We start from the raw sequence: 25849 nt of genomic DNA, 5'->3' as shown, positions 1-25849 counted from the left end.
TCCATATATAAGGCGCTAAAATAAGTAAAAAAAATTAAGTTTTAATATTTATTAACACCAATTTATTCTTTCGTAAAAATACAACACTATTCGGTCAATGATTATTAACCAGTTGCAATTCTTAACCATTAATATACAACTCTAATCATGATCAGCCAAATCCATATCAAATATATGTTTTTCAGCATGATAAGAAGACCTTACTAATGGACCAGACTCAACATACTTGAAGCCCATTTCAATTCCACGTTGTTTATATTCTTCAAAACGTTCAGGTGTAACAAATTCAGCAACTGGCAAATGCTTTGGAGTTGGTTGCAGGTATTGACCCAATGTAATGATATCAACCCCAACCGACCTTAAGTCTTCCATTGTTTCTATGACCTCTTCATGGGTTTCTCCAAGCCCTAACATAATTCCAGATTTAGTTCGCATTCCCGCTTTCTTAATCCTAAATAGAGCCTCTAAACTTCTATCGTATTTTGCCTGAATTCTAACTTCTTTGGTTAACCTCCTTACCGTTTCCAGATTGTGAGATACAATTTCAGGAGCCACATCTGTAACAATTTTTAAATTCTCCCATTTACCAGCAAAATCAGGTATTAACGTTTCTAATGTTGTTCCTGGTGATTGTTTTCGAATGGCACGAACAGTCTGCGCCCAAATATTTGCTCCACCATCTTTCAAGTCGTCTCTATCCACAGAAGTCAATACGGCATGTTTCACCTCCATCAATTTCACAGAGTTCGCAACTCGGCCAGGCTCTAAAACATCAACCTCATCTGGTCGACCTGTTTGAACAGCACAAAAACCACAAGACCTTGTGCAAATATTTCCTAAAATCATAAAGGTCGCCGTTCCTTCCCCCCAACATTCCCCCATATTAGGACAACTTCCGCTTTCACAAATCGTGTGCAACTTGTGTTCATCTACAAGTTTTCTAACATGTCTATAAGACTCTCCTGTTGGCAACTTAACACGTAACCATTTTGGCTTTTGTATTTTGGTTTGCTTGACTTCTTTAATTACTGACATCGCAATATTTTAATTTTATTTTCAGTCGATAAAAATATATGACCACCTATACTTTATTCTATTGAAGTGAAAACACTATTTTTGTAACTAATAAATGATCTTACAAAATTAGCAAATATTAAGGACTATGAAAACAATAAGTTCATCCTATCTTGGAGATTTAAGAATATCTTCAACACACCTCAAATCTGGCAATACTTTAGAGACAGACGCTCCTGTTGACAATAATGGGAAAGGGACTCGTTTTTCCCCTACAGATTTATTGGCCGTAGCCTATCTCAATTGTATGATTACAATAATTGGTATATATTGTGAACAGAATGGTCTGACTTTTGAGAAGTGCGAAGGTGATGTTGAAAAAGTAATGATTGACAATCCACGGAGAGTAGGAAAGTTAAACATTAGCTTAGACCTCAGCAGCAATGATTGGAACGATAAAGAAAAAAGAAGAGTTCAAAATGCTGCTAAAAATTGTCCAGTAGCTAAAAGTGTTGCTCCGGAAATTGAAGTCAACATAGAATTTATATATTCATAATTAAAGAATTAAAAATGCACATTATTAAAATTACCACTTTGGTTAGTCTTCTTTTTGTTCAAATAGCGATTGGACAAAATACAGACTTTGCTTTAAAGGACTTTTATTCCAACAACACAAAACTTGACCAACAGGTAAGCCATTACTTCAATCAATTATCTGATGAAGAAAAAGTGGCTCAATTAATTATGCCGGCGATTGGACCATACGGTCAGACAGAAAGCACAATCGATCAATTGGTGAAAGGCAAAAAAATAGGTGGACTACTATTACTTAATGGTAATAAAGCAGAATTCACAAAATGGGTAAAGAAATACAACAACTGGAATTCAGAAGCAGGCGCTTTACCTTTTTTATATAGCGCAGACGCAGAAGCGAGCTTGGTGAATAGAAAAATCAAGAACTCAACTCCAGTAAAAAAAGCCAATACATTAAAAACCATCAAAGAAGTTGAAGAGGTGGCAAAAACGATCTCTAAAGACCTTAACCAAATAGGCATCAATTACAACTTCGCCCCTGTTGTAGACATGTCGCCTAACAAAACTGTTGGTTGGAGAAGTTTCGGCCACGTTCCTGACAGCGTTATTCCTTGGTCAAATGCCTTCATTCAAGAAACGCAAAAACACAATATCATTGCTACTGCGAAACATTTTCCTGGCCATGGATATGTTGAAGGTGACACCCACAAAAAGTTAGTTTACATCAAAGGTGAAATGAAGGAAGTGAAAAACTATCCTCCACTTATCGAACAAGGAGTTATGAGTATTATGATTGCACATATCGCTGTGGAAAATGAAACACAATACAACACCAAAGGACTTCCTTCATCAATTTCTAAAGAAATTGTAACAGATCTTTTAAGAGACAGTCTGAAATTTGAAGGACTCATTGTTACGGATGCCATGAATATGCTTGGTGTTTCAACAATCAAAGGAGCTAACGTTAAAGCAATAGACGCCGGTGTTGACGTTCTACTCATGCCACTAAACGCTTCTAAAGCACATGAAGAAATTTTAGAAAAATACAGAACAGATTCAGATTTTAAACAAAAGGTAGACGCATCATGTAAGAGAATCATTAGAGCAAAACTATGTACTGAAGGAGATTTGTTTTCTCATTAGGAGTAAAAGCTCAATAAATTTGAAGCACTTATTCATCTCATTTATTATTCTGACCACTTTCACAAGCTATGGTCAAGCGCCGATAAAGTTTTATAAATCTTTCACAGATACTGTTTTCGAACCAGGCGACAAAATACGCGCACCTGAAATTCATTTTTCACTTTCTGGCGGCATGTTCGTATGGCCTAAATTTCATGATTCTATTCAAGTGATTTCAGACTTTTTAAGAGAATTTCCGGAAATGAATATACAAATTGGCACTCATACCGATAGTAGAGGCAGCTCTATTTCAAATTTAAAACTATCAGAACACAGGGCGAAGTCAATAAAATCTGAACTCGTAAACAAATTTGGCATTTCCCCTAAAAGGATTACAATTAAAGGGTATGGTGAATCAAAACTGTTAATAAAGGACGCTGATATTGAACGGGCACACTCTAATCAACAAAAAGAAAAGCTACACCAACTTAACAGAAGAACAGAAATAATGATTCTTAAATAACTGAGGAAATTACCTTTACTATATTGCCAAAATCGCAAGACCAACACCGACCAACAAGCTAACGAGCTTTATGAAGTTGAATTTATGATTTTCACTTGATTCAAAGATAATCGTTGTAGAGATATGCAGGAACATTCCTACTACTACAGCAAGAATAATTTCCAAATTAAAGAATGCATTTTTGGCACCATAATGACCTACAATCATCCCTAACGGAGCCATCAATGCAAAGGCAAACAATACGCCCCAAGCTTTTGAAACCTTAAATCCTGAAGCCAGCAACAAAGTCATCAAAGCGATGGACACAGGGATTTTATGTAAAATGATCCCCAACAACAATCCTTGCACCCCTTCTCCCTTTGAATGGTGATGATGATGTCCAACATGTTCAACAACATGCTCGCTTGCCTCACCGAGAAACTCAGCAGCCAATGGCATACCTTCAAAAAACGAATGAATACTAAGCGCTATAAATAAGGACCAAGGAATAGTTCCTTTTGTATCCTTCGCATGAATGTGCCCATGTTCAATTCCACCAGAGAAGTACTCAAGAAACAATTGAACTAAAAATCCCAGAAGAATATAATATCCGACGCCTTCTGATCCGTGTGCATAAATTTCTGGAATGAAATGTATAAAAGCAATGGCTAAAAGAAAACCCCCACTGAGCGATAATAAAACCTTTATGATTTTACCGCGGTTTAAGTTTTGTAAAAACACAACCACTCCCCCTCCAACAAGCACCGAACTAATCAGAAGTAATGTTCCCCATAATAATGTCATTTTTTCTCTGCTATGATGATCAAGCGATCTGATTTACTTCTATCGAATTGCGCCAAGGAAAAATCTCCAAAAACATGTTGCACTTCAAATCCGGCCTTTTCTAACAAGTCTTCGAATTCTTCCTTTTTGATGGCTTGAACTTTTTCTTGAAAATTAAATTCTTTCCCTTTATCAGTAAAATGGATGTTTTTAAAAATGTGACTCCCATCATAATTTCTCGTAATATGAAATTTTATTCCATCCATGGTCTTCTCCTCTTCTTTTACCAAGTGATCCAATACAAAATCAGCATTCATAAAGTCGATCACCAATTGACCACCAGCAACAAGCATTTCATTTACGGAATTCAGCACTTTGAGATTATCTTCATAATCGTCGAAATAACCAAAACTGGTAAAAAGATTAAATACAGTATCGTATTCATTCTTTTTATAGACTGTTCTCATATCGTGAACATCAAATGTCAAAGTTTCATTTTCAAAAGGTTTTGCCTCATTTATGCTGTTTTCTGATAAATCTACCCCCGTTACTTTTAAGCCATGTTTATTCAAAAAGACAGAGTGCCGTCCTTTTCCACATGCCAAATCAAGACAATTAGAACCTGCTGGTAATTTTAGAAAAGCCAACAAATTGGTGATAAAACGTTCTGCTTCAACGAAGTCTCTATTTTGGTAGAGTATGTGATAATAAGAAGTATCAAACCAAGTTTCAAACCACTTTTCTTTACGTTCTGTCATGCTAATAATCTTAGATTTAAAATTTCAAAGGCACAAATGTACCTATTTTTATGTTTACCTGCAATCATGTTGCATTAAATAACATAATCTCAAAGAAAACATGTAGTTAGGTTGTGTTTATCGAACAAAAGTATATATTTGTCATATCAAATACCGATTTAAGCACTAAATAATGCCCTTAAAGAATATTTATGAATTGTATAAAACAATGGAGCGTGAAAACACCATGCTATCATTTAAGGGGGTTGTTACACCTGACTTACTTTCATCGGTGCTTCAAATTATGGAATCCAAACTAGGAGCCTTAGAGAAATCGCTAAGAACCAGAAAAAAAGTTTACAATGTTTTAGTTGAATGTCTTCAGAACCTATATCATCACAACGAAGACACCAACACCAACAAAGACCAGGATTTAGACTCTTTATTTTCGAAGTCAGCCTTATTGATGATCGCTAAACAAGATGATTACTACGAGGTCAAGACAGGAAACTACATTGACAGAGACAAGGCCAAAAGTTTGGAGCAAAAAATAATAGAAATCAATAAATTAAATAAAGAGGAGCTCCGCGAGATGTATAAGTCTGTGTTGAATCACGGGCAATTATCCAACAAGGGAACCGCAGGACTGGGCTTAATCGACATCGCAAGAAAATCGGGCAACAAGCTTGAATACGCATTTCTGCCAATAGATGACAAGTTCAGTTTCTTTTGTTTAAATGTTAAAATTAATTAGTTAAAAAAATGGAAAATATTAATCTAGAAGGCACACCAAAAACCCCTGCTGTTAGCTTTAATGCCAACGAAGGGCGTTTAGAACTAAAGGGGAGGTCAATTCCTGAGAATTCAGTTGAATTCTACAAGCCAATAAACCAATGGATAGAGGAATATGGTAAATCTCCAAAAGAGGTTACGATATTTGATGTTAAGCTAGAATATTTCAACACTTCATCTTCTAAATGTATTCTTGATGTTTTTAAACTTTTAGAAGGCATTAACGGAAATGGAACTGAGGTCAAGGTAAATTGGTACTTTGAAGAGGATGATGAAGACATGGAGGAAGCTGGAGAAGATTATCAAGCCATTATTCCATTGCCTTTCAAAATGATTGAAGTAGAAGAGATATAAGCCGGTGATTAAAGTAGGAATTACAGGAGGAATAGGATCTGGAAAGTCTATTGTCGCTAAAATTTTAACGGTCATAGGTTTTCCAGTTTTTGATTCTGACACTGAGGCAAAACTTTTAATGGTGAATAATAGAAACGTTATTCAACAAGTGAAAGAAGTGTTTGGAGAAGAGGCCTACATCGACAAGCAACTCAATCGAAAGTATTTAGCCGATAAAATCTTCAACAATGAAGAGTTAAAGGAACAACTTAATGCCATTGTTCATCCAGCTGTTCGTCAGGAATTTGAAGACTGGAGTAACCGACAAGACTCTTCTCTTGTATTCAACGAAGCAGCAATTCTTTTTGAAATTGGGCGTTACAAAGATTTTGACTACACTATTTTGGTCACAGCTCCAGAAGAATTGCGCATTCAACGCGTCATAGATAGAGACAAAACAACACGCAAAGAGGTGTTAAAACGCATGGAAAACCAATGGAAAGATGAAGAAAAGAAAGCATTAGCTTCATTTGTCATCAATAACGACAACGAGGAGCTGGTCACTTTACAAATTGAGTCCATCCTAAGATCGCTCGGAGAAACTATTTGATTTCCGTAAAATCATCAAAATGATCATCCTCATCTTTTTGTTCAGGAGCAACACGATTCCCTCCCGTCAATATTGTCATTAATCCTCCTAGGACTTTCATGAGTACAGTCACCAAGAAAAAGAATCCAATGACTTTAAATACAAATCCGAAGACTGGCGTATCTTCTATGTTTAATATACTGTCTAAGAACCAATTTGAAATCGCATTAGACGCGAGTTCAGGTATAAAGTAAAAACCATAGAAAGTCACCAAAGCCAAAACCACTACAGCAATTTCATAACGTACATCAAAAGTAGGTTTTAATCGATTGAACAAATCCCCCATTCCAGGGATATTGGCTTGTCCTCTTACTGAAAAGAAAGACTGTCGGTGTTGTTTAGACTGAATTTTACCTACAAAATAGATCAACAAGATCAAACCTGCGATAAGCAAGTCATTCAACACCAATATATCCCCGGCCTGTAAAACAGTAAACAGAAAAACGACATCCGCTAAGAAAAGATAACGAACTGCTTTAATTAAATAAACTTCAAACAACTGTTTAGGTCTTCCACCCCTTAACAAGTTCACCGCCAGCATAATTAACCACCACAAAAAATTGTAAACAGCTAATATTACACCAATTCGAAAAATAAAATTCAATACTTCCACACTACAAAGTTGTAAAAATTAAATCTTTATTCAGATAAGAACCTTAAAAATTCTTTACACTTCTTATCTTTACAACCTAATAAAAATTTAGGTAATGAAAAAAGTTAGTACAATATTTTTGTTTGTAGTTTTTAGTTTATTTTCTCGTGCCGAAGAAGGCATGCTTATTCCCACCTTGCTTGGTGCTTTTGAATCTGATATGAAGGCCATGGGAATGAAGATTAGCGCAGAGGATATTTATGATGCCAACAATGCAAGTATCAAAGATGCGATTATGCACTTTGGTGGTGGATGTACATCAGAGATTATTTCTGACCAAGGACTTTTACTGACCAACCACCACTGTGGGTTTTCGCAAATCTACTCACATACAACGATTGAAAACAACATTGCAAAATTCGGTTTTTGGGCAAAAAGTCTCAATGAAGAGCTTAAGAACCCTGGTCTTACTGCAACTCGAATGGTTAGAATAGAGGATGTAACCACACTTGTAAATGCAGGCGTTGACGATCTAGAAGGCTCGGCGGCCAACCAAAAAATAATGGAGAATATCGCCTTAATTAAGGCCAATGCTCTCGATGGAACACATTACGAAGCTGAAATTAAGCCTTTTGATTTTGGGAACAGTTACTTTTTATTGATCAAAGAAACTTTTAGAGACGTTAGATTAGTTGGAACTCCACCAAAAACAGTTGGTAAATTTGGAGGAGATACAGATAACTGGGTTTGGCCAAGACACACTGGAGACTTTGCAGTATTTAGAATTTATGCTGATGAAAACAATATTCCTGCTGATTATAACGAAAGCAATAAACCTTACACCCCAATTCACCACCTTCCAATTTCGTTAAAACCAAGAGAAGTTGATGAATTCACAATGGTTTTCGGTTTTCCTGGAACAACCAACCAACACACCATCAGCACTGAGTTAGATTATATTATCAACACCATTCGTCCAGCGCAAATTGACATGAGGGATCTTTCTCTATCTGTAATCAATGCAGCAATGAAGAAATCAGAAGCTACTGAAATTATGTATGCATCAAAGCAAGCTAGAATTGCAAATGCATGGAAAAAATGGATGGGCCAAATTGATGGACTGAAAAGAGGAAATGCTGTTCAGAAGAAAATTGATTACGAAGATAAATATACTGAGACTGCAGCAACTTCTGAGGAGTGGAATGCAGAATACGGAGAGATAGTCAAAACCTTACGTGATCTTTCTACAACATTTAACGAAAGTGATTTCACATACAACATGTATATAGAGTATGTTTACGTAGGTGCTGAAATGTTTCACAGAGCTCGTGCAATAGATGAATTAATGAAACTTTATCAAGAAGAGAAGTATGTTGAATTGGAAGCTGCGATTGAAGAACAAAAAGCAGGATTAAATACATTCTATTCTCAGTATGATATCAACATAGACAAAGAAGTATTCTTACTTCAAAGTGAATATTACAAAAAAGCGCTTAATGAAAAATATCTTCCTAATGCTTTATTGCACTCTGACCTCAATAAATTACAAAATGACATTTACACAAAGTCATTTTTAGTTGATGAATTACGTTACAAAAAGGTTCTAAATAACTTCACTAAGTATGCGAAGAAAAAAATCAACAAGGATCCAGGATACAATTTATTCAATCAATTAAACGAAGTATTTACAGAAAAGCTGCTTGGAGATTTGCGCATGTACTATGGTTCAAGAAATCAATTAATGAAGCCTTATGTGAAAGGGAAATACGAAATGTATCCAGAAGCAAAACACTGGGCTAATGCCAACAGTACACTCCGTGTTACCTATGGTAAATTGGAAGGATCTACCCCTAGAGATGGAATGAAGTACACACCCCACACGACTTTAGATGGAGTTATAGAAAAATACAACACAGGACACGAAGATTTTGATTTACTACCAAGAATGTTGGAACTCTACGAAGCTAAAAATTATGGTGGTTATGATCAAGATGGCGAACTATGGGTTTGTTTTACGGGCTCTAATCACACAACTGGAGGTAATTCAGGATCACCAGTAATCAATGGAGAAGGTCATTTAATCGGTGTTAACTTCGACAGAAGTTGGGAAAGCACAATGAGTGATTACATGTTTGACGCTTCTCGTTGTCGTAATATTTCTGTTGACATTCGTTACGTTTTATGGATGATTGACATTTATGGTGAAGCACCACATTTGGTTGAGGAAATGACAATTGTTAGATAAAAACGCAATAATTCTTATTGATAAAAGTTAGCGTATAAACACAAATAAAAGGATGGAAAAAAAGAAATCTGAACACAACACAAATGAGTTGTTGGTTTTTACATACAAAAACAGGAAGCCACTAATGCTTACAGGTTTAATCGCCGGAGTAGTTTCTATAATCGTGTCATTATTTTTACCTGTACTTTATCGATCTGACGCAATAGTTTTCCCTGCCGCAACAAGTACAGTATCATTTAATGCTTTGAGTAACGCCAAGGCCAGCTCAATGGATTTTGGTGAAGAAGAAAACGCCGAGCAGTTGATTCAGATTTTGCAGTCATCTCCTTTGCGCAATAGAATTATCAATGAATTTAATTTAGCGAAAGTTTACGACATCGATCCAAAGGACAAAAGCTATCATTATAAATTGGGAAAAGCATACAAAAGTCATATCAACTTTGAACGTACGCGTTTTGGTTCGATTAATATCTCAGTTTTAGATGAAGACCCTGAATTAGCAGCTAATATTGCGAATAAAATAGTTCAGCTTATTGATACAGTTAAAAACGATTTGATCAAAGAGCGTACAGTACCAGCATTAGAAATCAACAAAAGAAAGTTGAATCAATTAAAAGATGCTCAAGAAAAACTAAACGAAGAAATGGATAGTCTTTCGCAGCTTGGTGTAGTAGATGCTAAATCAAGATCGAGTTTGTTTGCCGCATTAAACGAAGCAAAAACTGCTGAGGACAAAGCCTTTTTTAAGAATCAAATTGAGGTGAACTTGAAATATGGAGCACGTTATGACGCCCTTTCAGACCTTCGTGAATTTAGAATTGAGAAGTTAACAGATCAAGAAGTTTCTTATGAACAAGCAGAATCGGATGCAGTAGAAAATTTCAATCACAAATTCGTTGTAGAATACGCAGTTGCTTCTGACAAAAAGGCCAAACCAAAAAGAATGATCATTGTGTTGGTTTACACATTTGCTGCTGTTCTATTAATGTTTATTGCATTATTGATTCGAGAAAGAGTGCGCACCATTAAGCATGCAATTTAGACAGTGGAAACTTTAAAAAGGAACGGTTTGTTATTTGGTTTTGTGGCTCTATTTATAGGGCTGAATGCCTATTTTATGTTTCAGGATAACTACTTTTTCAACGCCCTTCCTTTAGTTTTAATCATTGCCTACATTGCCATTTTCCATACCCATACAACTTTTTTAATTACTGCACTATTAACTCCATTATCTGTCAACCTTGAAGGATTCACAGAAGGTCAAATCGGATTATTTCTACCAACAGAACCTATCCTTTTTGGGTTAATGCTGTTGATTATCTTTAAAGAGTTAAAAAGTTCTATCATTGACAAATCGTTTTGGAAACACCCTCTCACTTTATCCGTTGGGTTTTATATAGCATGGGTTTTCCTGACCTCAATAACAAGTACCAACCCAATGGTTTCATTCAAATTCCTTTTAATGAAACTCTGGTACATCATTCCTTTGATGACCATTGGGTTTATGGTGTTCGAAAAGAAAAGCAATATTGTAAAGTTTCTTTGGTGCTATACTATAGGAATGTCTATAGCTATTGTTTACACCTTAATCCGTCATTCTGGATATAACTTTGGAGAAAAGGAAGGACATTGGGTGATGTGGCCTTTCTTTAAAGACCATACCATTTATGGTTCAAGCGTAGCCATGAGCTTGTTTTTCATTTTTGGATTAATTGCCTATAAAAAGCATTCCATTCAAGCGCAAGTTATTCTGGCCATCATCTTAGTCATTACATTGATTGGTTTGTATTTTAGTTATACTCGTGGAGCATGGTTGAGTGTTGTTTTTGCTTTTGGTGTTTGGGTTTTAATAAAATACAAAATCAAATTCAAATATGTATTGGGTGTTGGTTTAGCTGCACTTTCTATCATTATCATTTCATGGAGTAAAATAGAAATGGAATTGGCCAAAAACAAACACGAACATACCACAACAAATTTCGATGAACGACTTAGGTCTGCCGCCAATATCTCCTCAGATGCTTCAAATTTAGAACGCCTCAACCGATGGGGAGCTGCGTTCAATATGTTTAAAGAAAAGCCCGTTTTTGGTTTTGGACCCGCAACATACGCATTTGAATATGCTCCTTATCAAGACCCTGAGAAATTAACCATTATCTCTACAAATTTCGGTACACAAGGGAATGCACATTCAGAGTATCTAGGTCCGCTGGCAGAAATGGGACTAATTGGAATGCTATCAGTGCTTGTTTTTGTGGCTATTTTATTTTATTCGGGTGTCATGTTACTCATCAACATTAAAAGGTTTACTCCCGAAGAAAAGCAGATGTATACGCTAATCCTTTGTGTTGTATTGGCGATGTCAACCTATTTTTTTCATGGTCTATTGAATAACTATCTAGATACAGACAAAGCCTCGGTTCCGGTTTACGGTGCTGCAGCAATGATTATCGCACAGCAAGTCAGACTAAAAAGGAAAAGAATTTCCATGCATCTCCCTGACTTATCAAAATCTAAATAATACCATTAAATTTCTTGCTTTCCTACTGCAATCAAAAATACAATAAGGAAAAATTCTTTGTAGAATTAGTCATAAAGTAAAAAAGACCTATAGTTTCCTACAGGTCTTTTCCATTTACATATGAATATCATTTAAAGGTACTTACCATCTAATAAGTAGTTCTCAACATAATCTTTTACTCCTTGCTCCAAAGTATGGAATCCTTTTGAGTAACCGGCTGAGATTAACTTATTCATTTTTGCTTCAGTAAAGTATTGATAATTATCTCTGATGTCTTCAGGAGTATCAATAAAACTAATTTCCACTTCACGATTCATTGCATGAAAGGTATGAACAGCAAGTTCTTTAAATGTTCTTGCTTTTCCAGAACCAACATTATACAATCCACTTTCTGGACGGTTTTCCATCAAGAAAGCACAAATATTATGAACATCTTTTACATAAATGAAATCTCTTTTTTGTTCACCATCATCATATTTCTCATTGTGAGATCTAAACAATTTCATTTCACCAGTACGAGAAATCTGACGATAAGCATGAAGTACCACTGAAGCCATTCTGCCTTTGTGATACTCATTTGGACCATATACGTTAAAGAATTTGAGTCCAGCCCAGAACGGAGGTTTGATGTGTTGTTTTAGAACCCATTTATCAAAGTCATTTTTAGAATCACCGTATGGGTTTAATGGTTTTAAGTTTTCTACTACTCTATGATTATCATCATAGCCATGTTCTCCTAAACCGTAAGTTGCTGCTGAACTTGCGTAGACCAAAGGAACTCCATGTTGAGTTGCATACCTCCAAATGTCTTTAGAATAATTTAAGTTTAAGCGGTCAAAGACTTCTTTATCGAATTCTGTTGTATCCGTTCTTGCTCCTATATGGAAAACGAATTTCACTTCATCTCCGTGTGTTTTAAACCATTCGATAAAATCAGCTCTATCAATTCTTTGAGCATATTTTTTACCCACGAGATTATGTTCTTTATCATCATTTGAAAAATCATCAACGATAATGATTCTTTTAATCCCCATATCGTTTAGTTTCCCCACTAAACCGCTACCAATAAAACCAGCAGCACCTGTTACAACTATCATATTCTTTTAATTTAAAAGTGATCAAATCTAGATTACTTAGAACACAAAAATACGCATAAAAAAACCCCATGCAATCACATGAGGTTCTAAAAATTTAGATTTCTGCTATTTTAAGCAATTCTCTTTTAGTTTAATGGCTGCCCAACTGGAACTGCACAATCATGTCCAGGTTCTCCATGTGCAGGATTTAACCTTACATTGTTATTCACTTTTGGGGTATTCACTGTTGGTGCATTTACATTTGCTCCTGCAGCTGCATTTAACGGTTGTCCAACAGGAACCGCACAATCATGACCCGGCTCACCATGTGGAGGATTTAAAGCGACTCCATTATTTACAGGTGGTGCCGTATTTAAAGGCGTATTTTCTATTCCCTCATTCGTATTTACAGCTCCTCCTTCAACAACCTTATCATTTGTTGATTCAGCATCTATTAGTTTGTGCTGCGTTTCATTTACGGATTCTTTAACTGCATCAGCTGACTCTTCAACTACCTCTTCACTATTACATGAAGTAAACAACACCATTGCTCCTACACAAAGTAATAGGGATGATTTTTTAATAATTTGTAATAACATACTTATGTGTTTTTATTTTTAAAAAGTTAAAGGGCTAAGTTATAAGAAAAAAAGACAACAATAAAATAAACAAACCATAAGTAATAGACTAAAGCACATTTTAAACAACAGATGACAAATCTGAAAAGAAGGAATAAAAAAATATGCGCTTAAAAATTCAGAAAACAATTGAAAAAAAAAGCCCCATACAATGTATGAGGCTTTCTTCAAATTTTATGTTTCTTAAGCATTGCTATCTTGAGCAATCTTAACATATTCATCGTAATCTACTTCTTTTTCATCCAGCTTAACGGTTTCCTTAAAGTACTTCGTTAATTTCTCTTCTGCCAACATATCATAGATTTGTTGAGCTTCCTTTTGATTAGACAAAACTTGTTGTGCTGATTTCGTCAACTCTTCATCTTCTGGTGCAGGCATTCCATATTGAGCGTATTGATTAACCAATAAGCCTTTGGTGTAATTCATAGCCTCTTCATGTTCAACTTTCATATCGTTGTTTTTGAAGATTTCGTTTTGAATTAACTGCCATCTTAAACTACGTGCATAGTTTTCGTAATCTTTTTCGATTTCCTCCATTGATACAGGTTCTTTTTGAGAAGCCAAGATCCATCTTTTTAAGAATCCATCAGGAAGTTGAATATCTGTTTTCTTAATTAAGTCATTAGAAATTCTACGGGTTAAGATTTTTTCACTGTCTTTTTCAAACATTTGAACCATGTCAGCTTTCACCTTATCTCTCATTTCTTTTTCAGACTTAACCTCACCTTCACCAAATAATTTATCAAATAATTCTTGATCTAATTTAGCAGGTTCCATTACTTTCACGTCGTTGATGGTCAACTGAAATTTATCTGAAATAGACCCCAATTGGCTTTCTTCGATTCCTAACATTGAAGCTGTATCACTTCCGCCTCGAGAAACATGAACAGGGTTCACAACCACCTTATCTCCCACTTTTTTACCGATCAATTCTTTTTTCAATTTTTCATCTTCGATGAATTCCATTGAAATTGTAGAGTTATTCATGACTCCACCTTCAAGGATTTCTCCTTTTTCATCCAATTCAACGAATTGACCAAGAACCATATCTTTTTCACCGATTTTTTCACCAGAAACTAACTTTCCGTAACGGCGAGTAAGGTCTTCAAGTTGTTTGTCAACTAGTTTTTTATCAACCTTAACTTTAGTGTATTCGTATTTATTTCTTCCTGAGAGTTTTACTTCAACTTTTGGAGAGATTCCAATTTCATAAGTAAAAACAAAATTATCTGGGTTATCAAAGTCACCTTCTACTGGAACGTCATTTTTAGGTAATGGATTTCCAAGAATTTCAAACTCTTGTTCGTCAACATATTTAAAAAGTCCTTCGCTTACAATTCTGTTTAACTCATCTCCAAGTACGTTTCTTCCATATTGTTTTTTGATAATACCCATTGGTACTTTTCCTTTTCTAAAACCTGGAATACTTGCTTTTTTTCTGTAATCAGCTAAAGCTTTATCAACGTTTTCTTGATAATCGCTCTTTTCAACTGTAACTTTCAATAGTGCGTTGAGATCATCAACGTTTTCTTTTGTAATATTCATATCGATTGAAATAAACTTTTACTTAATACTAAAAACCAAAAAGGGTTAAACAAAAAATGGTATAAGTTTTATACTCATACCACTTTTAATTTTGTGCGGATGGAGGGAGTCGAACCCACACGCCTCGCGGCACTAGATCCTAAGTCTAGCATGTCTACCAATTTCACCACATCCGCAATCTTAAAATACTATACCAAATCGTTATTTGATACCTATCAACTTTTACAACTAAAAGCGAGTGCAAATTTAAGTAAATTTTCTTTAACAAAAATAATTATTGACGATTTATTTGAAAAAAAATTTAAAGCGCTCTTTATCTATTGGTTAAATTCCAAAATATCTTTTGAATTAAAGCCGATATGAATGGTGTCCGAAATATTTGCATCTTTGGTCATGACAGTTAGTTGCTCTCCAGATTCTAATTTCAAGAGCAGTTGGATAGAATCTCCCAAGACTACTTTTCTTATGACCTGAGCAGTGGTGATATAATCACAATCTGAATCATAGGTTGTAGGATTGACTTTGATTTTCTCATTTCTAATGGCATGACAACAATCTTCTTTTAAAGGGCAGTGGAAAGCTGTTTGCAAATTCTTATTGATTTGCACCGTATCGCCAAATAAAGAAGCGACATATAAATTATTGGGCTTGACATAAAGGTTTGCCGCCGCATCTTTTTGTACAACTTTCCCTTTTTGAAGGATCAAGATTTCATCCGCCACAGAAAGTGCGTCTTGAGTATCATGGGTAACAAATAATACTGTGACACCAGTTTTTTTAATGATATCAAAAACTTCATTACGCAATTGGGTGCGCAACATAGAATCTAAGTTACTAAATGGTTCGTCAAGAATAAGCAAAGATGGTTTTGGCGCCAATGCTCTTGCCAATGCAACACGTTGTTGTTGACCACCAGATAGTTGGTGTGGATAACGCTTTCCCATATCACTCAATCCAACCAAATCGAGCATTTCTTGCACCCTGGCCTTTTTGTTTTTCATTTTTGATATCCCATATAAGATGTTATCAAATATGGTTAAATGAGGGAATAGGGCGTATTCTTGAAAAACCAATCCGATTTTTCTTTTTTCTGGTTGAACAAATTTATCGACTGAGGCGATTACTTTATCTTCTAAAACAATACTACCATGGTCAGGTCTTTCTAACCCAGCAATTAATCGCACCAATGTTGTTTTACCGCTTCCACTCTCTCCTACAATGGCACAAACGTCCCCTGCCTTTAAATCAAAGCTTACATCTTCTAAAGCGTAATTCTTACCTTTATCAAAACTTTTAGAAAGAGACTTAATTGCTAGCATTGTTATTTTTTAATCAATAATTTATTTAAAAATATCACGGGTATCATTGCAGTAAAGATAATAAAAAGAGATGGGATTGAAGCCTCCATCACCATTTCATCACTGGCATATTCGAAAGCCTTAACGGCCAATGTATCGATATGATATGGTTTTAAAATTAAAGTCAAGGGCAATTCTTTCATTACGTCGATAAAAACTAAAATAACTGCACTAAACACACCTGTTTTAATTAATGGAAATTCAATTTTAAAAAATGTCTTTAAATTTCCAACACCAAGCACTTTTGAGGAATCAGGAATAGAATTATCCACCTTCAAAGCTGTTGAGTCGATAGGATTATATGCAACCGCTAAAAACCGAACAGCGTAAGCATAGAACAAAGCGATTAGGGTTCCATTGATAATCAACCCCGAATCTATTCCAAATTGAGCCAATACATCGATTAACCATTTGTCTAAAGCAATGGTTGGAATCATAATACCTATTGCAATTACAGCACCTGGAATAGCATATCCTAAAACACCAATACGGGCAATGTTCTTAATGAATCTTAAAGCACTCCATTTAGAAAAGTAGATTAAAAGCAATGCAAAAAACACAGTGATTAGAGCAGAGACAATTGCAATGCCGAAACTTTGCAAGGAAATTAAAATAAACTCTAAGTCAAAAACTGTTGAAGCGGTGATAAAAGCCCAATAAATTAACTGACCTACGGGTAAAACAAAGCCCAAAAGGACAGGAAGAAAAACGACAGAAAAAATTACCCACTGAATAGACTTTTTTGTTTCCTTGCGTTGGATGTGTGTATTGTTTGTTTTGGACGAAGTGAATTTTACTTTTCTCACTTGCCATTTTTCGAACAGAATTAAGGCAAAAATAATGATGATTAACAGGGCTGAAAGGTAAACTGCAGTTTCAGGTTCTTCTAAAGAAAACCAAGATCTAAATATTCCTGTCGTAAAAGTATTCACGCCATAATAACTGGCAGCTCCATAATCATTCAGTACTTCCATCAACACCAAAACCAAACCTGCAACTATGGCTGGTCTAGCCAACGGCAACATTAATTTAAAGAATGTCTTACGCTCTCCTACGCCTAACATTTTAGAAGCTTCTAGAAGATTATTGGCTTGATTAAGGAAAAATGCCCTCGCACTTACATACACATAGGGGAATAAAGAGATACTCAAAACAAATGCGAGTCCCGCTCTATTCATAATATCAATACGAATAAAGTCGAAGTTCATTGCTCTAAAAAACAAATCTAAGCTACCACCATAATCAAACATTCCTGCATAAGCATAACCAACAATATAAGATGGGATAGCTAAAGGAAGAATAAGCAACCATTCCAATTGTTTACGGAAAGGAAACTCAAACCTAGAAACTAACCAAGCTGAAGAAACTCCGAAAAGGAGTACCAGTACACTACAAAAAACAACAAGATAGAGGGAATTCCAGATATATTCAGGCAATAAATGCTGAACAATATGGTTCCATGTTTCACCAGGACCAGAGAACAATTCTACACCAATAAAGATAATGGGAAGCGCTAAAAACAGAACGATGATCAATGTGAAAATTGACCATCTGTTACTGTCTCTTTTTAATCTCTTTAGCCTTGATTTTAAGGAAAAGGTCTCTTTGTTACTTCCAACCTGTTTCATCAAAAATCAAAACTGCTTTTTTATTATTTTCTCCTAGTTTGTTCAATTCTAAGTCATCTTCTTTAAAATCACCCCAAACCTTAATGTCTTCAACAGGCTCAACGCTTTCTAAAATTGGATATTCAAAGTTAGCATTGGTAAATACAGTTTGTGCTTCTTCACTTATTAAAAATTCAATGAAACGAATTGCATTTTCTTTATTCGGGGCATATTTGGCCACACCTGCTCCACTCACATTAATATGTGTTCCCCTACCCTCTTGATTCGGAAAGAAGATTCCGATTTTTTGCGCTGTGGCAACTTCTTCAGCATCTGGAGAGTTCAACATTTTACCAATGTAATAAGAGTTTACAATAGCAATATCACCTTCTCCTGCAACAACTGCCTTCACCTGGTCTCTATCTGATCCTTTTGGAGAGCGTGCCATATTAGCAACTATGCCTTCTGCCCATTTTTTCGCACCTTCTTCTCCGTCGTTTGCAATGATAGAAGCCATTAGGGATTGGTTATAAATATTTGAAGATGATCTGACCAAGATTTTCCCTTTCCAACGCTCAGACACAAGGTCTTCGTAACTAGTCAATTCTTCCGGTTTTACTCTGTCTTTTGCATAAGCAATAATCCTCGCTCGTTTCGTCAATCCAAACCATTGGTTGTCTACATCTTGTAAATGAGAAGGTATTGCATTTTCTAACACCTCCGATTGGATACTTTGAAGGAGACCTTGTTCTTTTGCTCTGCTTAATCGACCAGCATCAACAGTAATCAATACATCTGCAGGAGATTGCTTCCCCTCCATCTTCATTTTCTGAATTAACTCGTCTGCACTTGCATTGATGACCTTCACTTTGATTCCTGTCTGTTCTTCGAACATCTTGAAAATATTCTGGTCTGGCTCATAATGACGATGCGTATAAACGTTTACAACTTGTCCAGTTTCTGTTTCTTTAACTTCTTTAGTGCTATTATCTCCACATGCGGTAAATAATGCAAAAGCAACTATAGTTACGAGTACTTTCTTCATTTTTGTTGATATTTTGAGTGGCAAAGATAGTAATTTAGAATGGATATAAATAGGCGAACGCTACAAATTTAGCCCATTCCCAATATTTTTTTTTAAATAAAAAAGCCTTCTGTATTTCTACAGAAGGCCTATCTCCATTTTACAGGGTTTAGTTTTTAATATAAACCTTACCTGTGTAGTGATTTAATCCACTGTGAATTGAATAGAAATAAATTCCTTGTGGAACAGAAAGCTGAACTGAGTTCAACACATTGCTTCTAAGTTGTTCTTTTGCTACAACTCGTCCTTGTGCATTCAAAACCTGAATTGAAGCATCCTTAATTTCTACATCTGATAAGTCAACAATTATGTTTTGACCAACAGCGTATACTGAGAATGTTTGCAATTCTGCATCAGAAACTCCAGCTGTAGACTCAACGGTAATCTTCACTTCATTTGAAAGTGTAGTAAAGCCGTCAATTTCAGATTCACAAACAACATAGTATGTACCAGGAGTTTCAAAGTAAGGAATATAAGTTGAACCTGTTTCTGGAGTTGTAAATGAAGCATAACCAGAACCTGAAGTTGTACTGAACATCCATTCTCTAGCATCAGCAGCTGGCGTTTCTGTAACAGTCAACACATTTCCTGACTCCTCTTGATCTATTGTTTGATCAGCAGAAGGGTCAATAGAATTCGTAAACTCGACAACGTTGATTACCACTTCAGCCGAAGTTACGATATCACCATTTCCAAAATCAGAAACACAAACTACATAGTAAACACCTACGTTCGCAAACATCGGTGTATAATTCACTGCAGTTTCTGAAGGTGCAAAAGAAGTGTACCCAGAACCTGAAGTTGTGCTGTACATCCATTCTCTAGAATTTGCAGCAGCAGGAATTTCGTTTGCTGTTAATGCTATACCACTTTGATTTTCAATAAGCGTTTGCGTTAACGAAGGGGCAATTGAAACTACGTTTGAGGTTGGAGTAGTTACATTAATCTCAACTTCATTAGAAACAACTGTGCTACCTGCTAAACTTGATTCACAAACAACAAAATAAGTGCCTGCAGTTGAAAATTGAGGGGTGTATGTTGTTGCTGTTTGCCCCGCAATATCATTTGTATAAGGTCCTCCTGAAGTTGAAGCGTACTTCCATTGTCTTGAATCCGCAGGCTGGCTCTCAGTAACTGTTAAGGTCGAACCTGTTTGATTTTCTACAAGATTCTGAACAGCAGCAGGAGTAATACTTGCTGTGAATTCAACAACATTGATTTGAACTTCATTTGAAATTATATTTGTTCCTGCTAAAACAGATTCACAAACCACGTAATATGTACCTGCTGTTGGAAATAATGGTGTGTATGTTGTTGCTGTTTCGCCAGTAATATCAATATAAGGACCTCCAGCAGTGGTAGCATACTTCCATTGTCTTGAATCTGCAGTTGCGTTTTCAGTTACTGTCAAAATAGAACCATTTTGATTTTCAATTAAATTCTGAACAGCCACAGGAGCAATCGAAGCTGTGTACGCATCAACAATCACCTGAACTTCATTCGAAACCACAACATCACCATCAAAATCAGTTTCACAAACTACATAATAAGTACCAGCTGTTGAAAAACTTGGCGTATAAGTAGTACCTGTTTCACCAGCAATAGCAGTATAAGGTCCTCCTGCAGTAGTTGAAGACTTCCATTGTCTCGCAGTAACAGAACTTGCTGCATTTGGAGTTTCAGTTGCAGTCAATACGTTTCCAGATTCATTAACAAATAAGTTTTGGACTGCAATAGGTGCGATTTCAACTTCGTTTGCATTGTAAATTAATTCTAGATCATCGATAAACACTTCATCATTTGCGCTTCCACCTCCTGCGATAGAACTGGTGGTGAATGTAATCAAAATGAATGCTGGAGTTGTGGCAGGACCTGCGTAATCAAATGGAATAGAAATTCGAGACCATTGGTTATTTGTTGAACCATAATTTAAGATTGCTTGTGCTACTTTATGCGGTGAAGCAACAGCGTCTTCTGGGTCGCGATAATTAAAATTATCATGAATTGTAGCTGATATTCTAGCTAGGCTTGTCGCTTGAACAGGATTGTATTTCACCCATACGACAAGACTATCAGGTTTACCTGTTAAAGCCTGATTAAAATCAGGATCTGTTGTATTCGTATAATTAAAGTTACTATCATCTGTTGCTGTAGAACTCCCCATATTTATGCGACCTATAGTCATATTTCCATTGGCTACAACTCCAAAAACACTTCTACTCCAAATTCTGGCAGCATAAGTTCCAGAATGAGCGTCAGTTGTTCTTTCAATTTGTTGGTCTTGGGCAATACCACATTGCCAACTCAAGTGACAATTCGCAGTCATAAACGAGTTCCAATTTACTGGTTCCTCATCTGTACTTCCTACATCGTCCCACTGCTCAAAATCAGAGTTGTCAATTTGCATTTGTGCAAACGTGCTCATACTTAACAGTCCTGTAGCTATAATAAGCAACAGACTTTTAAAATTAAATAAACGTTTTTTCATAAACCATGTTTTAATAATTGTTTTTTTGTGATTTAGGGATAAGACTGGTGATTATTTATTAATGGGGATAAATATAGAAAAATAATCTACACCTACAACCACATATTAACTCCTGTAAACTAGCCGGTTACCATATATCTATTAAAAAAATAGGATAAAACATGTATTAACTAAAATCTTTAGTTCTGAAAATTAACGCAGTGAGCATTACCAATGGTAAAAAACCTTACTTATTTAATAAGATAAAACGTTCTTCTTTTTCTTGTAGTTGGAGTCCCCATCGATTTAACAAAGGAGTCTCGAGCTCTTTTTGTCTATATTCATCCGGAGTCATAATTGGAATTCCATAGACGATTGGGTAATACCTTTTACAATCTGGACAAGTAAATATTCCTTCTATAATTTCATCTTCTACTTGCTTAAATATTTTAAGTTCAAGTTCATTTTTGTCCTGTGGACAACATAATTTTTCTAATAATGATAGTTTCATTTTAAATTTTATTTAATGATTGTATGTATGCAAAGCTTGATTTCTTAGGTGTTTTAGACTCTAATATTCCTGAGATTACCGCAACGCCATCTACTCCGAGACCTTCAAGTTGTAATAGATTTTCTGGTGTAATTCCTCCAGAAACAAAAATCGGAATATTGGTAAGCTCATTGGCTTTTTGAATAGTAACAGGGGAAACAATTTCGCAGCTTCCTGCAGACTTGGATGGATAAATTGAACAGAAAGAAATATAATCAACTTTGTGATCGTCGGCCCATTTTACCAATTCTATATTATTACCACACGTGATTCCTATACTGATGTCTCGACCAACATCTCTTTTAATTTGGTCCAATGAAGTCGGAACAGAATCAAAGTGAGCTCCATTCAATTCAGTATGTTTTAGTAATTCCCATTCTTCATTAATTAAAACAGGAACACTGAAGTGCTTCGCTAGTTTAATGATTTCGTTAATCAACAAAACCTTATCATCTTGTAGCATTCCACGTCTCCAATTGTTCCAGATTTGCAACACTTTAACACCTCCATTAAGAGCCGCTGATAATTGATTCAACAGCATCGTTTTTTCTTTAGAAGGGTCTAAGACAAGGTATAATCCTCCGTCAATTTTCTTCATGGTTTTATTTTAAATTATTTTTAACAGCATTGAAATAAGCTTTCCAATAAGGATCGACACCATCAAATTGAAAATCTTTTTCAATTCCATTTTCTACCAATCGAAAGCCTTTATTTTTCAAAATCATCTCTCCAACTGCAGTAGCCTTAATGTTATGTTTAGCTAAATATTCAATTAAGTCATTTTCCTTCCCCTTCTTCACTGCCATAATCATCGCACCTGCTCCAATACAAAAACGATGATCTATTTCAAACAAATCCATAATTTGCATTTGTGCTTCTCCTGTAGGCAAACTATTGTTATAAACTAAAAACCCAGTTTCAGAAGCACAAGCCATTTCATAAATAGCACCTAATACGCCTCCTTCTGTGACATCATGCATTGCTTTTAACTCTGTATTTTTTTCTAAATACTCTGCTGCCAACAATGCTTCTTTAAGTGAGGAGGTTTCATAAAAGTTATCACAAGCTTTCTGAAATACAACGTTCCCCAGATTATTCTTTATGGTTTCAGGAAAACTCATTGCTAGAATAGAAGATGAGTTTAGCGCTGTTTCTTTGGTAACTATAATCACGTCTCCAGGCTCCGCTCCATGACTAGAAATAATCTCATTTAGAGGTGCAGTAGTAAACATTGTTCCACCACCTGAAATCACAGTGTCTTTACCTCCCATCCTGCAAGTATGTCCCCCAGTAATGGCAACACCGATTTGTTTACAGAACAGATGAACATAACGCCAATATTCTTCAAATATAGATAGGCTAGTCTCAGCGGGAAGATTTAAGACAAACTGTCCGTATTTTGGTGCAAAACCAGAAGTTGCAATATCATTCGCCAATAAATGTACAGACAACCATGCTGAAGCTTTCGGACCAATATTAGGGATTAAAGAAAGCGGATCGCTCGAAACAGCCATCCCAATATTGTTTCCTATATCTATTATAGAATTGTCAACACCATATTGTGGACCAACTATAACCTCTTTTCTTTTACTACCTAATTGAGGCAATAAAACTTCTTTAAAAGAAGAAGCGGTAACTTTTCCAGATAATTGATCGAACCCCATTAGAAACTATCATTTAGCTTTACATATAATCCAAAGAAGTCTCCGTAAGGTTGATCCCACTTTTGTACTGGGAACCATTTTGGTAAGCCCGTAGTTGTCCACTCAATCTCATAAGACCTTCCTTCTAAAGCTTTTTCAATTACTTTAATTAAAGATTTAGGAGAATAAAAATTTGCCGTTAGGTAAAATGGATTTTTACCAAATATTTCTTGAGTTCTTCGGCGTAGTACTTTCGGTGAGTTACGATTCATCATTCCAAATACGATTCCATGTTTTCCAACACGAGCCGCTTCTCTTATCACTTGTACAGGATCTTTGTAGTATTCAAATGTGGTAATGAAAGCTAAAACATCAAAAGTATTCTCCTTAAAAGGCATGTGATGTGAATCTGCTAACACCAGGTCTCCATGAAACAAATGCACTCCTTGGCTTAACATAAAAGGAGAAATATCACCACCACTGGCTTCTATGCCTATTTCATGCCACCAACGAGTAAACCTAGTGGTTCCACATCCAAATTCGAGTAAGGTTTTTACCCTATCATCTTTTTTAACGAGCCCACCTATTACTTTTTTCTGCCAGACTTCAGCACGTTTATAGCGACCTTCGTACCATTGCTCATAAGTATCTGTATGCTCACGATTAAAGAACCATTCTTCACGGCCTTGCCATTTTTGAAGATCTTGGGTTACTAGATCAAACTTTTCTTCTTCTAATGTAATTGGATTTGTAGCTTTCATAACTAAAACAGTCCTTGATAAATTAATATTATACAGGGAATGCTTTAATCGAAATTAAAAGCCTTTACTACCTACGCTGGCATTATCCAGATCAGGTTGGGTATAATCTCAGCCTAATATTAATTAAGCACCCCCTATGTTTATTGCCAAAGATATAAATTAAATCTTATGATAATCTAAAATACTAATGAATGATTTTTTCTTTCCGAAAATTGATTAAAACCACGGCAAAAAGAATAATTGCAATTCCTACCCATTGCAATATTGAAACATCCTCATTTAGGATTACCGCCGCACTTAACACTGAGAATGGAATTTCAATACTTGAAACAATACTTCCTAAGCCTGTTCCTATTGATGGCATTCCTTGAGAAAAGAATACAGGTGGTATTATAGAGCCAAAAATAGCTAGGAAGACTCCCCATTTGAACATATCTTTCAAGGTAAATTCGTGCAGAATATGAAAGTTCCAAAATAAAAGAACAATTACAAAGCCACCATAAACGAGGTACTTGCTTTTAATAATCACATGGGTCTGATGATCTAGTCTATTTGAAAAATACATAAAAGAAGTAAAACTAATAGCCGCCAATAATCCAAAGGCAATTCCAAGAGGATGGAATGAGATTGAATTCTCAAAAACTTTAGCCGCTAATAAAGTTCCGATTATGGCGACTAAAGCTCCAATTATTTTTAAGCTACTATTTTTTCCTTTTGTGGTAATTAAGTCAATTACAACTCCCATCCAAATGGCTTGCATCAATAAAATAATCCCAACCGAAACAGGAACATATTGAATGGTCATGTAATAGAAACTACTTGAAAAACCCAAAGTTGTCCCATATGCCATTAATTTTCTCTTTAATTTGCTAGAAGGCAACTCATGATTTTCTTTAAAATTTCTTGTATTGGTAACCTTCCAAGCAAGAATAGTTAAGATTAATGCTGCAAAAACATACTGAGCAAAAGTAAGTAATGCAGTTCCAGCACCTTGACTATTTGCATATTTAACAACAGTAGCAAGAATCCCATAGCTAATAGAACCGGTTGCTACGTATGTTAATCCAAGTTTTTTATTCATAAAAGCAAACATAATTAATTAAGCTATACAGCCCATAAAATAAAGGCGTAAAAGAAAATCTAAAAGTGGCTTACGTCTTATCCCGAAGGTTCAAAACGCTGTTTTGTAAACCTTCGTAGACATTCGAAAATTTATAAATCGAAGATTTAAATTTACGGTGCTCTCCCAATGGGAGCAAATAGCATAAAACAAAAAAACCTCACACAAATGAATGT

General features: G+C 35.5%; 25 protein-coding genes, 1 tRNA gene and 1 riboswitch. Of the genes, 9 read left to right on the top strand and 17 right to left on the bottom strand.

Annotated elements, in window-relative coordinates; translation table 11 throughout:
- Nucleotides 1-141 precede the first annotated feature (141 nt).
- Nucleotides 142-1035 carry a lipoyl synthase gene (gene lipA / locus ACN0U3_RS11020; protein WP_299200850.1) on the bottom strand — a complete coding sequence of 298 codons (894 nt, stop codon included), beginning with the start codon at nucleotides 1033-1035 and terminating at the stop codon, nucleotides 142-144.
- Nucleotides 1036-1162: 127 nt separating this feature from the next.
- Here lipA and ACN0U3_RS11015 point away from each other — a divergent pair, with 127 nt between their 5' ends.
- From ACN0U3_RS11015 to ACN0U3_RS11005, 3 genes are read left to right on the top strand one after another with little or no spacing between them, the layout of a single operon-like run.
- A complete protein-coding gene (locus ACN0U3_RS11015; RefSeq protein ID WP_417266262.1) occupies nucleotides 1163-1570 on the top strand; it encodes an OsmC family protein in 408 nt (135 codons plus the stop codon).
- A gap of 14 nt (nucleotides 1571-1584) precedes the next feature.
- Nucleotides 1585-2691, top strand: coding sequence for a glycoside hydrolase family 3 N-terminal domain-containing protein (locus tag ACN0U3_RS11010; protein WP_417266261.1), 1107 nt, complete (start codon nucleotides 1585-1587; stop codon nucleotides 2689-2691).
- A 19-nt stretch (nucleotides 2692-2710) separates the two neighbouring features.
- Nucleotides 2711-3193 carry an OmpA family protein gene (locus tag ACN0U3_RS11005; protein ID WP_417266260.1) on the top strand — a complete coding sequence of 161 codons (483 nt, stop codon included), beginning with the start codon at nucleotides 2711-2713 and terminating at the stop codon, nucleotides 3191-3193.
- Nucleotides 3194-3211: 18 nt separating this feature from the next.
- Here ACN0U3_RS11005 and ACN0U3_RS11000 read toward each other — a convergent pair whose 3' ends face one another.
- Together ACN0U3_RS11000 and ACN0U3_RS10995 are read right to left on the bottom strand one after the other, a co-directional pair.
- A complete protein-coding gene (locus ACN0U3_RS11000; RefSeq protein WP_417266259.1) occupies nucleotides 3212-3976 on the bottom strand; it encodes a ZIP family metal transporter in 765 nt (254 codons plus the stop codon).
- Complete coding sequence (locus ACN0U3_RS10995; RefSeq protein WP_417266258.1) at nucleotides 3973-4713, bottom strand: class I SAM-dependent methyltransferase; 741 nt, start codon at nucleotides 4711-4713, stop codon at nucleotides 3973-3975. The genes ACN0U3_RS11000 and ACN0U3_RS10995 overlap by 4 nt, the downstream gene beginning before the upstream one ends.
- A gap of 172 nt (nucleotides 4714-4885) precedes the next feature.
- Between ACN0U3_RS10995 and ACN0U3_RS10990 the strand changes: the two genes are divergently transcribed.
- The 3 genes from ACN0U3_RS10990 to coaE are packed head-to-tail and all read left to right on the top strand — an operon-like array spanning nucleotide 4886 to nucleotide 6427.
- Complete coding sequence (locus tag ACN0U3_RS10990; protein ID WP_299200837.1) at nucleotides 4886-5446, top strand: SiaB family protein kinase; 561 nt, start codon at nucleotides 4886-4888, stop codon at nucleotides 5444-5446.
- 8 nt (nucleotides 5447-5454) lie between these two features.
- On the top strand, nucleotides 5455-5838 hold the full coding sequence (locus ACN0U3_RS10985) for a DUF1987 domain-containing protein (protein WP_299200834.1): 384 nt from the start codon (nucleotides 5455-5457) through the stop codon (nucleotides 5836-5838).
- Nucleotides 5839-5842: 4 nt separating this feature from the next.
- Nucleotides 5843-6427, top strand: a complete 585-nt coding sequence (coaE, locus tag ACN0U3_RS10980) for a dephospho-CoA kinase (protein WP_299200831.1) — start codon at nucleotides 5843-5845, stop codon at nucleotides 6425-6427.
- Here the strand turns inward: coaE and ACN0U3_RS10975 are convergent.
- Nucleotides 6420-7079: a hypothetical protein gene (locus tag ACN0U3_RS10975; protein ID WP_299200828.1), complete on the bottom strand. Its 660-nt coding sequence runs from the start codon at nucleotides 7077-7079 to the stop codon at nucleotides 6420-6422. The two genes, coaE and ACN0U3_RS10975, sit on opposite strands and share 8 nt — an antisense overlap.
- Nucleotides 7080-7173: 94 nt before the next feature.
- On the opposite strand from ACN0U3_RS10975, the gene ACN0U3_RS10970 reads away from it, so the two are divergent.
- The 3 genes from ACN0U3_RS10970 to ACN0U3_RS10960 are packed head-to-tail and all read left to right on the top strand — an operon-like array spanning nucleotide 7174 to nucleotide 11824.
- Entirely contained in the window at nucleotides 7174-9303 is a 2130-nt protein-coding gene (locus tag ACN0U3_RS10970) for a S46 family peptidase (protein ID WP_417266257.1), read from the top strand.
- 52 nt (nucleotides 9304-9355) lie between these two features.
- Complete coding sequence (locus ACN0U3_RS10965) at nucleotides 9356-10345, top strand: hypothetical protein (RefSeq protein WP_417266256.1); 990 nt, start codon at nucleotides 9356-9358, stop codon at nucleotides 10343-10345.
- Between the two features lie 3 nt (nucleotides 10346-10348).
- Nucleotides 10349-11824 (top strand): O-antigen ligase family protein, encoded by a 1476-nt coding sequence (locus tag ACN0U3_RS10960; RefSeq protein WP_417266255.1) that lies wholly within the window; start codon nucleotides 10349-10351, stop codon nucleotides 11822-11824.
- Nucleotides 11825-11955: 131 nt separating this feature from the next.
- Here the strand turns inward: ACN0U3_RS10960 and rfaD are convergent, their stop codons facing one another.
- The 13 genes from rfaD to ACN0U3_RS10895 all read right to left on the bottom strand — a co-directional run bounded on the left by rfaD (nucleotide 11956) and on the right by ACN0U3_RS10895 (nucleotide 25634).
- On the bottom strand, nucleotides 11956-12921 hold the full coding sequence (rfaD, locus tag ACN0U3_RS10955; RefSeq protein WP_299200818.1) for an ADP-glyceromanno-heptose 6-epimerase: 966 nt from the start codon (nucleotides 12919-12921) through the stop codon (nucleotides 11956-11958).
- A 125-nt stretch (nucleotides 12922-13046) separates the two neighbouring features.
- Complete coding sequence (locus tag ACN0U3_RS10950) at nucleotides 13047-13499, bottom strand: hypothetical protein (RefSeq protein WP_417266254.1); 453 nt, start codon at nucleotides 13497-13499, stop codon at nucleotides 13047-13049.
- Nucleotides 13500-13721: 222 nt separating this feature from the next.
- Complete coding sequence (gene tig, locus ACN0U3_RS10945; protein WP_417266253.1) at nucleotides 13722-15083, bottom strand: trigger factor; 1362 nt, start codon at nucleotides 15081-15083, stop codon at nucleotides 13722-13724.
- 94 nt (nucleotides 15084-15177) lie between these two features.
- Nucleotides 15178-15259: transfer RNA gene (locus tag ACN0U3_RS10940), tRNA-Leu, on the bottom strand.
- Between the two features lie 141 nt (nucleotides 15260-15400).
- On the bottom strand, nucleotides 15401-16402 hold the full coding sequence (locus ACN0U3_RS10935) for an ABC transporter ATP-binding protein (RefSeq protein ID WP_417266252.1): 1002 nt from the start codon (nucleotides 16400-16402) through the stop codon (nucleotides 15401-15403).
- Nucleotides 16403-16404: 2 nt separating this feature from the next.
- A complete protein-coding gene (locus ACN0U3_RS10930) occupies nucleotides 16405-18069 on the bottom strand; it encodes an ABC transporter permease (RefSeq protein WP_417266251.1) in 1665 nt (554 codons plus the stop codon).
- Entirely contained in the window at nucleotides 18050-19093 is a 1044-nt protein-coding gene (locus tag ACN0U3_RS10925; protein ID WP_417266250.1) for a Fe(3+) ABC transporter substrate-binding protein, read from the bottom strand. Before ACN0U3_RS10925 ends, ACN0U3_RS10930 begins: the two co-directional genes overlap by 20 nt.
- A 148-nt stretch (nucleotides 19094-19241) precedes the next feature.
- On the bottom strand, nucleotides 19242-21620 hold the full coding sequence (locus ACN0U3_RS10920) for a T9SS type A sorting domain-containing protein (RefSeq protein WP_417266249.1): 2379 nt from the start codon (nucleotides 21618-21620) through the stop codon (nucleotides 19242-19244).
- A 226-nt stretch (nucleotides 21621-21846) separates the two neighbouring features.
- Nucleotides 21847-22110, bottom strand: a complete 264-nt coding sequence (locus ACN0U3_RS10915; protein WP_299200798.1) for a Trm112 family protein — start codon at nucleotides 22108-22110, stop codon at nucleotides 21847-21849.
- Between the two features lies 1 nt (nucleotide 22111).
- Nucleotides 22112-22747: a thiamine phosphate synthase gene (locus ACN0U3_RS10910; protein ID WP_417266248.1), complete on the bottom strand. Its 636-nt coding sequence runs from the start codon at nucleotides 22745-22747 to the stop codon at nucleotides 22112-22114.
- 4 nt (nucleotides 22748-22751) lie between these two features.
- Nucleotides 22752-23813 (bottom strand): AIR synthase-related protein, encoded by a 1062-nt coding sequence (locus ACN0U3_RS10905; protein ID WP_417266247.1) that lies wholly within the window; start codon nucleotides 23811-23813, stop codon nucleotides 22752-22754.
- Nucleotides 23813-24553 (bottom strand): class I SAM-dependent methyltransferase, encoded by a 741-nt coding sequence (locus ACN0U3_RS10900; protein ID WP_417266246.1) that lies wholly within the window; start codon nucleotides 24551-24553, stop codon nucleotides 23813-23815. Before ACN0U3_RS10900 ends, ACN0U3_RS10905 begins: the two co-directional genes overlap by 1 nt.
- A gap of 50 nt (nucleotides 24554-24603) precedes the next feature.
- Nucleotides 24604-24698, bottom strand: a riboswitch (TPP riboswitch).
- A gap of 39 nt (nucleotides 24699-24737) precedes the next feature.
- The gene (locus ACN0U3_RS10895; RefSeq protein ID WP_417266245.1) at nucleotides 24738-25634 is read right to left on the bottom strand and encodes an EamA family transporter; all 897 of its coding nucleotides are present in this window, start codon (nucleotides 25632-25634) and stop codon (nucleotides 24738-24740) included.
- Between the last annotated feature and the right edge of the window lie 215 nt (nucleotides 25635-25849).

The sequence above is a fragment of the Brumimicrobium sp. genome, from assembly GCF_048268645.1.
In the GTDB taxonomy this organism is placed as follows: Bacteria; Bacteroidota; Bacteroidia; order Flavobacteriales_D; family Crocinitomicaceae; genus Brumimicrobium; species Brumimicrobium ulvae.
Note: the sequence above shows the minus strand (reverse complement) of the source record. Positions and strands in the feature narration are given on the sequence as shown.

Bases quoted from the DNA above. Each gene is read 5' to 3' on its own strand.
- lipA (WP_299200850.1), bottom strand. From the start codon at position 1,035: ATGTCAGTAATTAAAGAAGTCAAGCAAACCAAAATACAAAAGCCAAAA.
- ACN0U3_RS11015 (WP_417266262.1), top strand. From the start codon at position 1,163: ATGAAAACAATAAGTTCATCCTATCTTGGAGATTTAAGAATATCTTCA.
- ACN0U3_RS11010 (WP_417266261.1), top strand. From the start codon at position 1,585: ATGCACATTATTAAAATTACCACTTTGGTTAGTCTTCTTTTTGTTCAA.
- ACN0U3_RS11000 (WP_417266259.1), bottom strand. From the start codon at position 3,976: ATGACATTATTATGGGGAACATTACTTCTGATTAGTTCGGTGCTTGTT.
- ACN0U3_RS10995 (WP_417266258.1), bottom strand. From the start codon at position 4,713: ATGACAGAACGTAAAGAAAAGTGGTTTGAAACTTGGTTTGATACTTCT.
- ACN0U3_RS10990 (WP_299200837.1), top strand. From the start codon at position 4,886: ATGCCCTTAAAGAATATTTATGAATTGTATAAAACAATGGAGCGTGAA.
- ACN0U3_RS10985 (WP_299200834.1), top strand. From the start codon at position 5,455: ATGGAAAATATTAATCTAGAAGGCACACCAAAAACCCCTGCTGTTAGC.
- ACN0U3_RS10970 (WP_417266257.1), top strand. From the start codon at position 7,174: ATGAAAAAAGTTAGTACAATATTTTTGTTTGTAGTTTTTAGTTTATTT.
- ACN0U3_RS10965 (WP_417266256.1), top strand. From the start codon at position 9,356: ATGGAAAAAAAGAAATCTGAACACAACACAAATGAGTTGTTGGTTTTT.
- rfaD (WP_299200818.1), bottom strand. From the start codon at position 12,921: ATGATAGTTGTAACAGGTGCTGCTGGTTTTATTGGTAGCGGTTTAGTG.
- ACN0U3_RS10950 (WP_417266254.1), bottom strand. From the start codon at position 13,499: ATGTTATTACAAATTATTAAAAAATCATCCCTATTACTTTGTGTAGGA.
- tig (WP_417266253.1), bottom strand. From the start codon at position 15,083: ATGAATATTACAAAAGAAAACGTTGATGATCTCAACGCACTATTGAAA.
- ACN0U3_RS10935 (WP_417266252.1), bottom strand. From the start codon at position 16,402: ATGCTAGCAATTAAGTCTCTTTCTAAAAGTTTTGATAAAGGTAAGAAT.
- ACN0U3_RS10930 (WP_417266251.1), bottom strand. From the start codon at position 18,069: ATGAAACAGGTTGGAAGTAACAAAGAGACCTTTTCCTTAAAATCAAGG.
- ACN0U3_RS10925 (WP_417266250.1), bottom strand. From the start codon at position 19,093: ATGAAGAAAGTACTCGTAACTATAGTTGCTTTTGCATTATTTACCGCA.
- ACN0U3_RS10920 (WP_417266249.1), bottom strand. From the start codon at position 21,620: ATGAAAAAACGTTTATTTAATTTTAAAAGTCTGTTGCTTATTATAGCT.
- ACN0U3_RS10915 (WP_299200798.1), bottom strand. From the start codon at position 22,110: ATGAAACTATCATTATTAGAAAAATTATGTTGTCCACAGGACAAAAAT.
- ACN0U3_RS10910 (WP_417266248.1), bottom strand. From the start codon at position 22,747: ATGAAGAAAATTGACGGAGGATTATACCTTGTCTTAGACCCTTCTAAA.
- ACN0U3_RS10905 (WP_417266247.1), bottom strand. From the start codon at position 23,813: ATGGGGTTCGATCAATTATCTGGAAAAGTTACCGCTTCTTCTTTTAAA.
- ACN0U3_RS10900 (WP_417266246.1), bottom strand. From the start codon at position 24,553: ATGAAAGCTACAAATCCAATTACATTAGAAGAAGAAAAGTTTGATCTA.
- ACN0U3_RS10895 (WP_417266245.1), bottom strand. From the start codon at position 25,634: ATGAATAAAAAACTTGGATTAACATACGTAGCAACCGGTTCTATTAGC.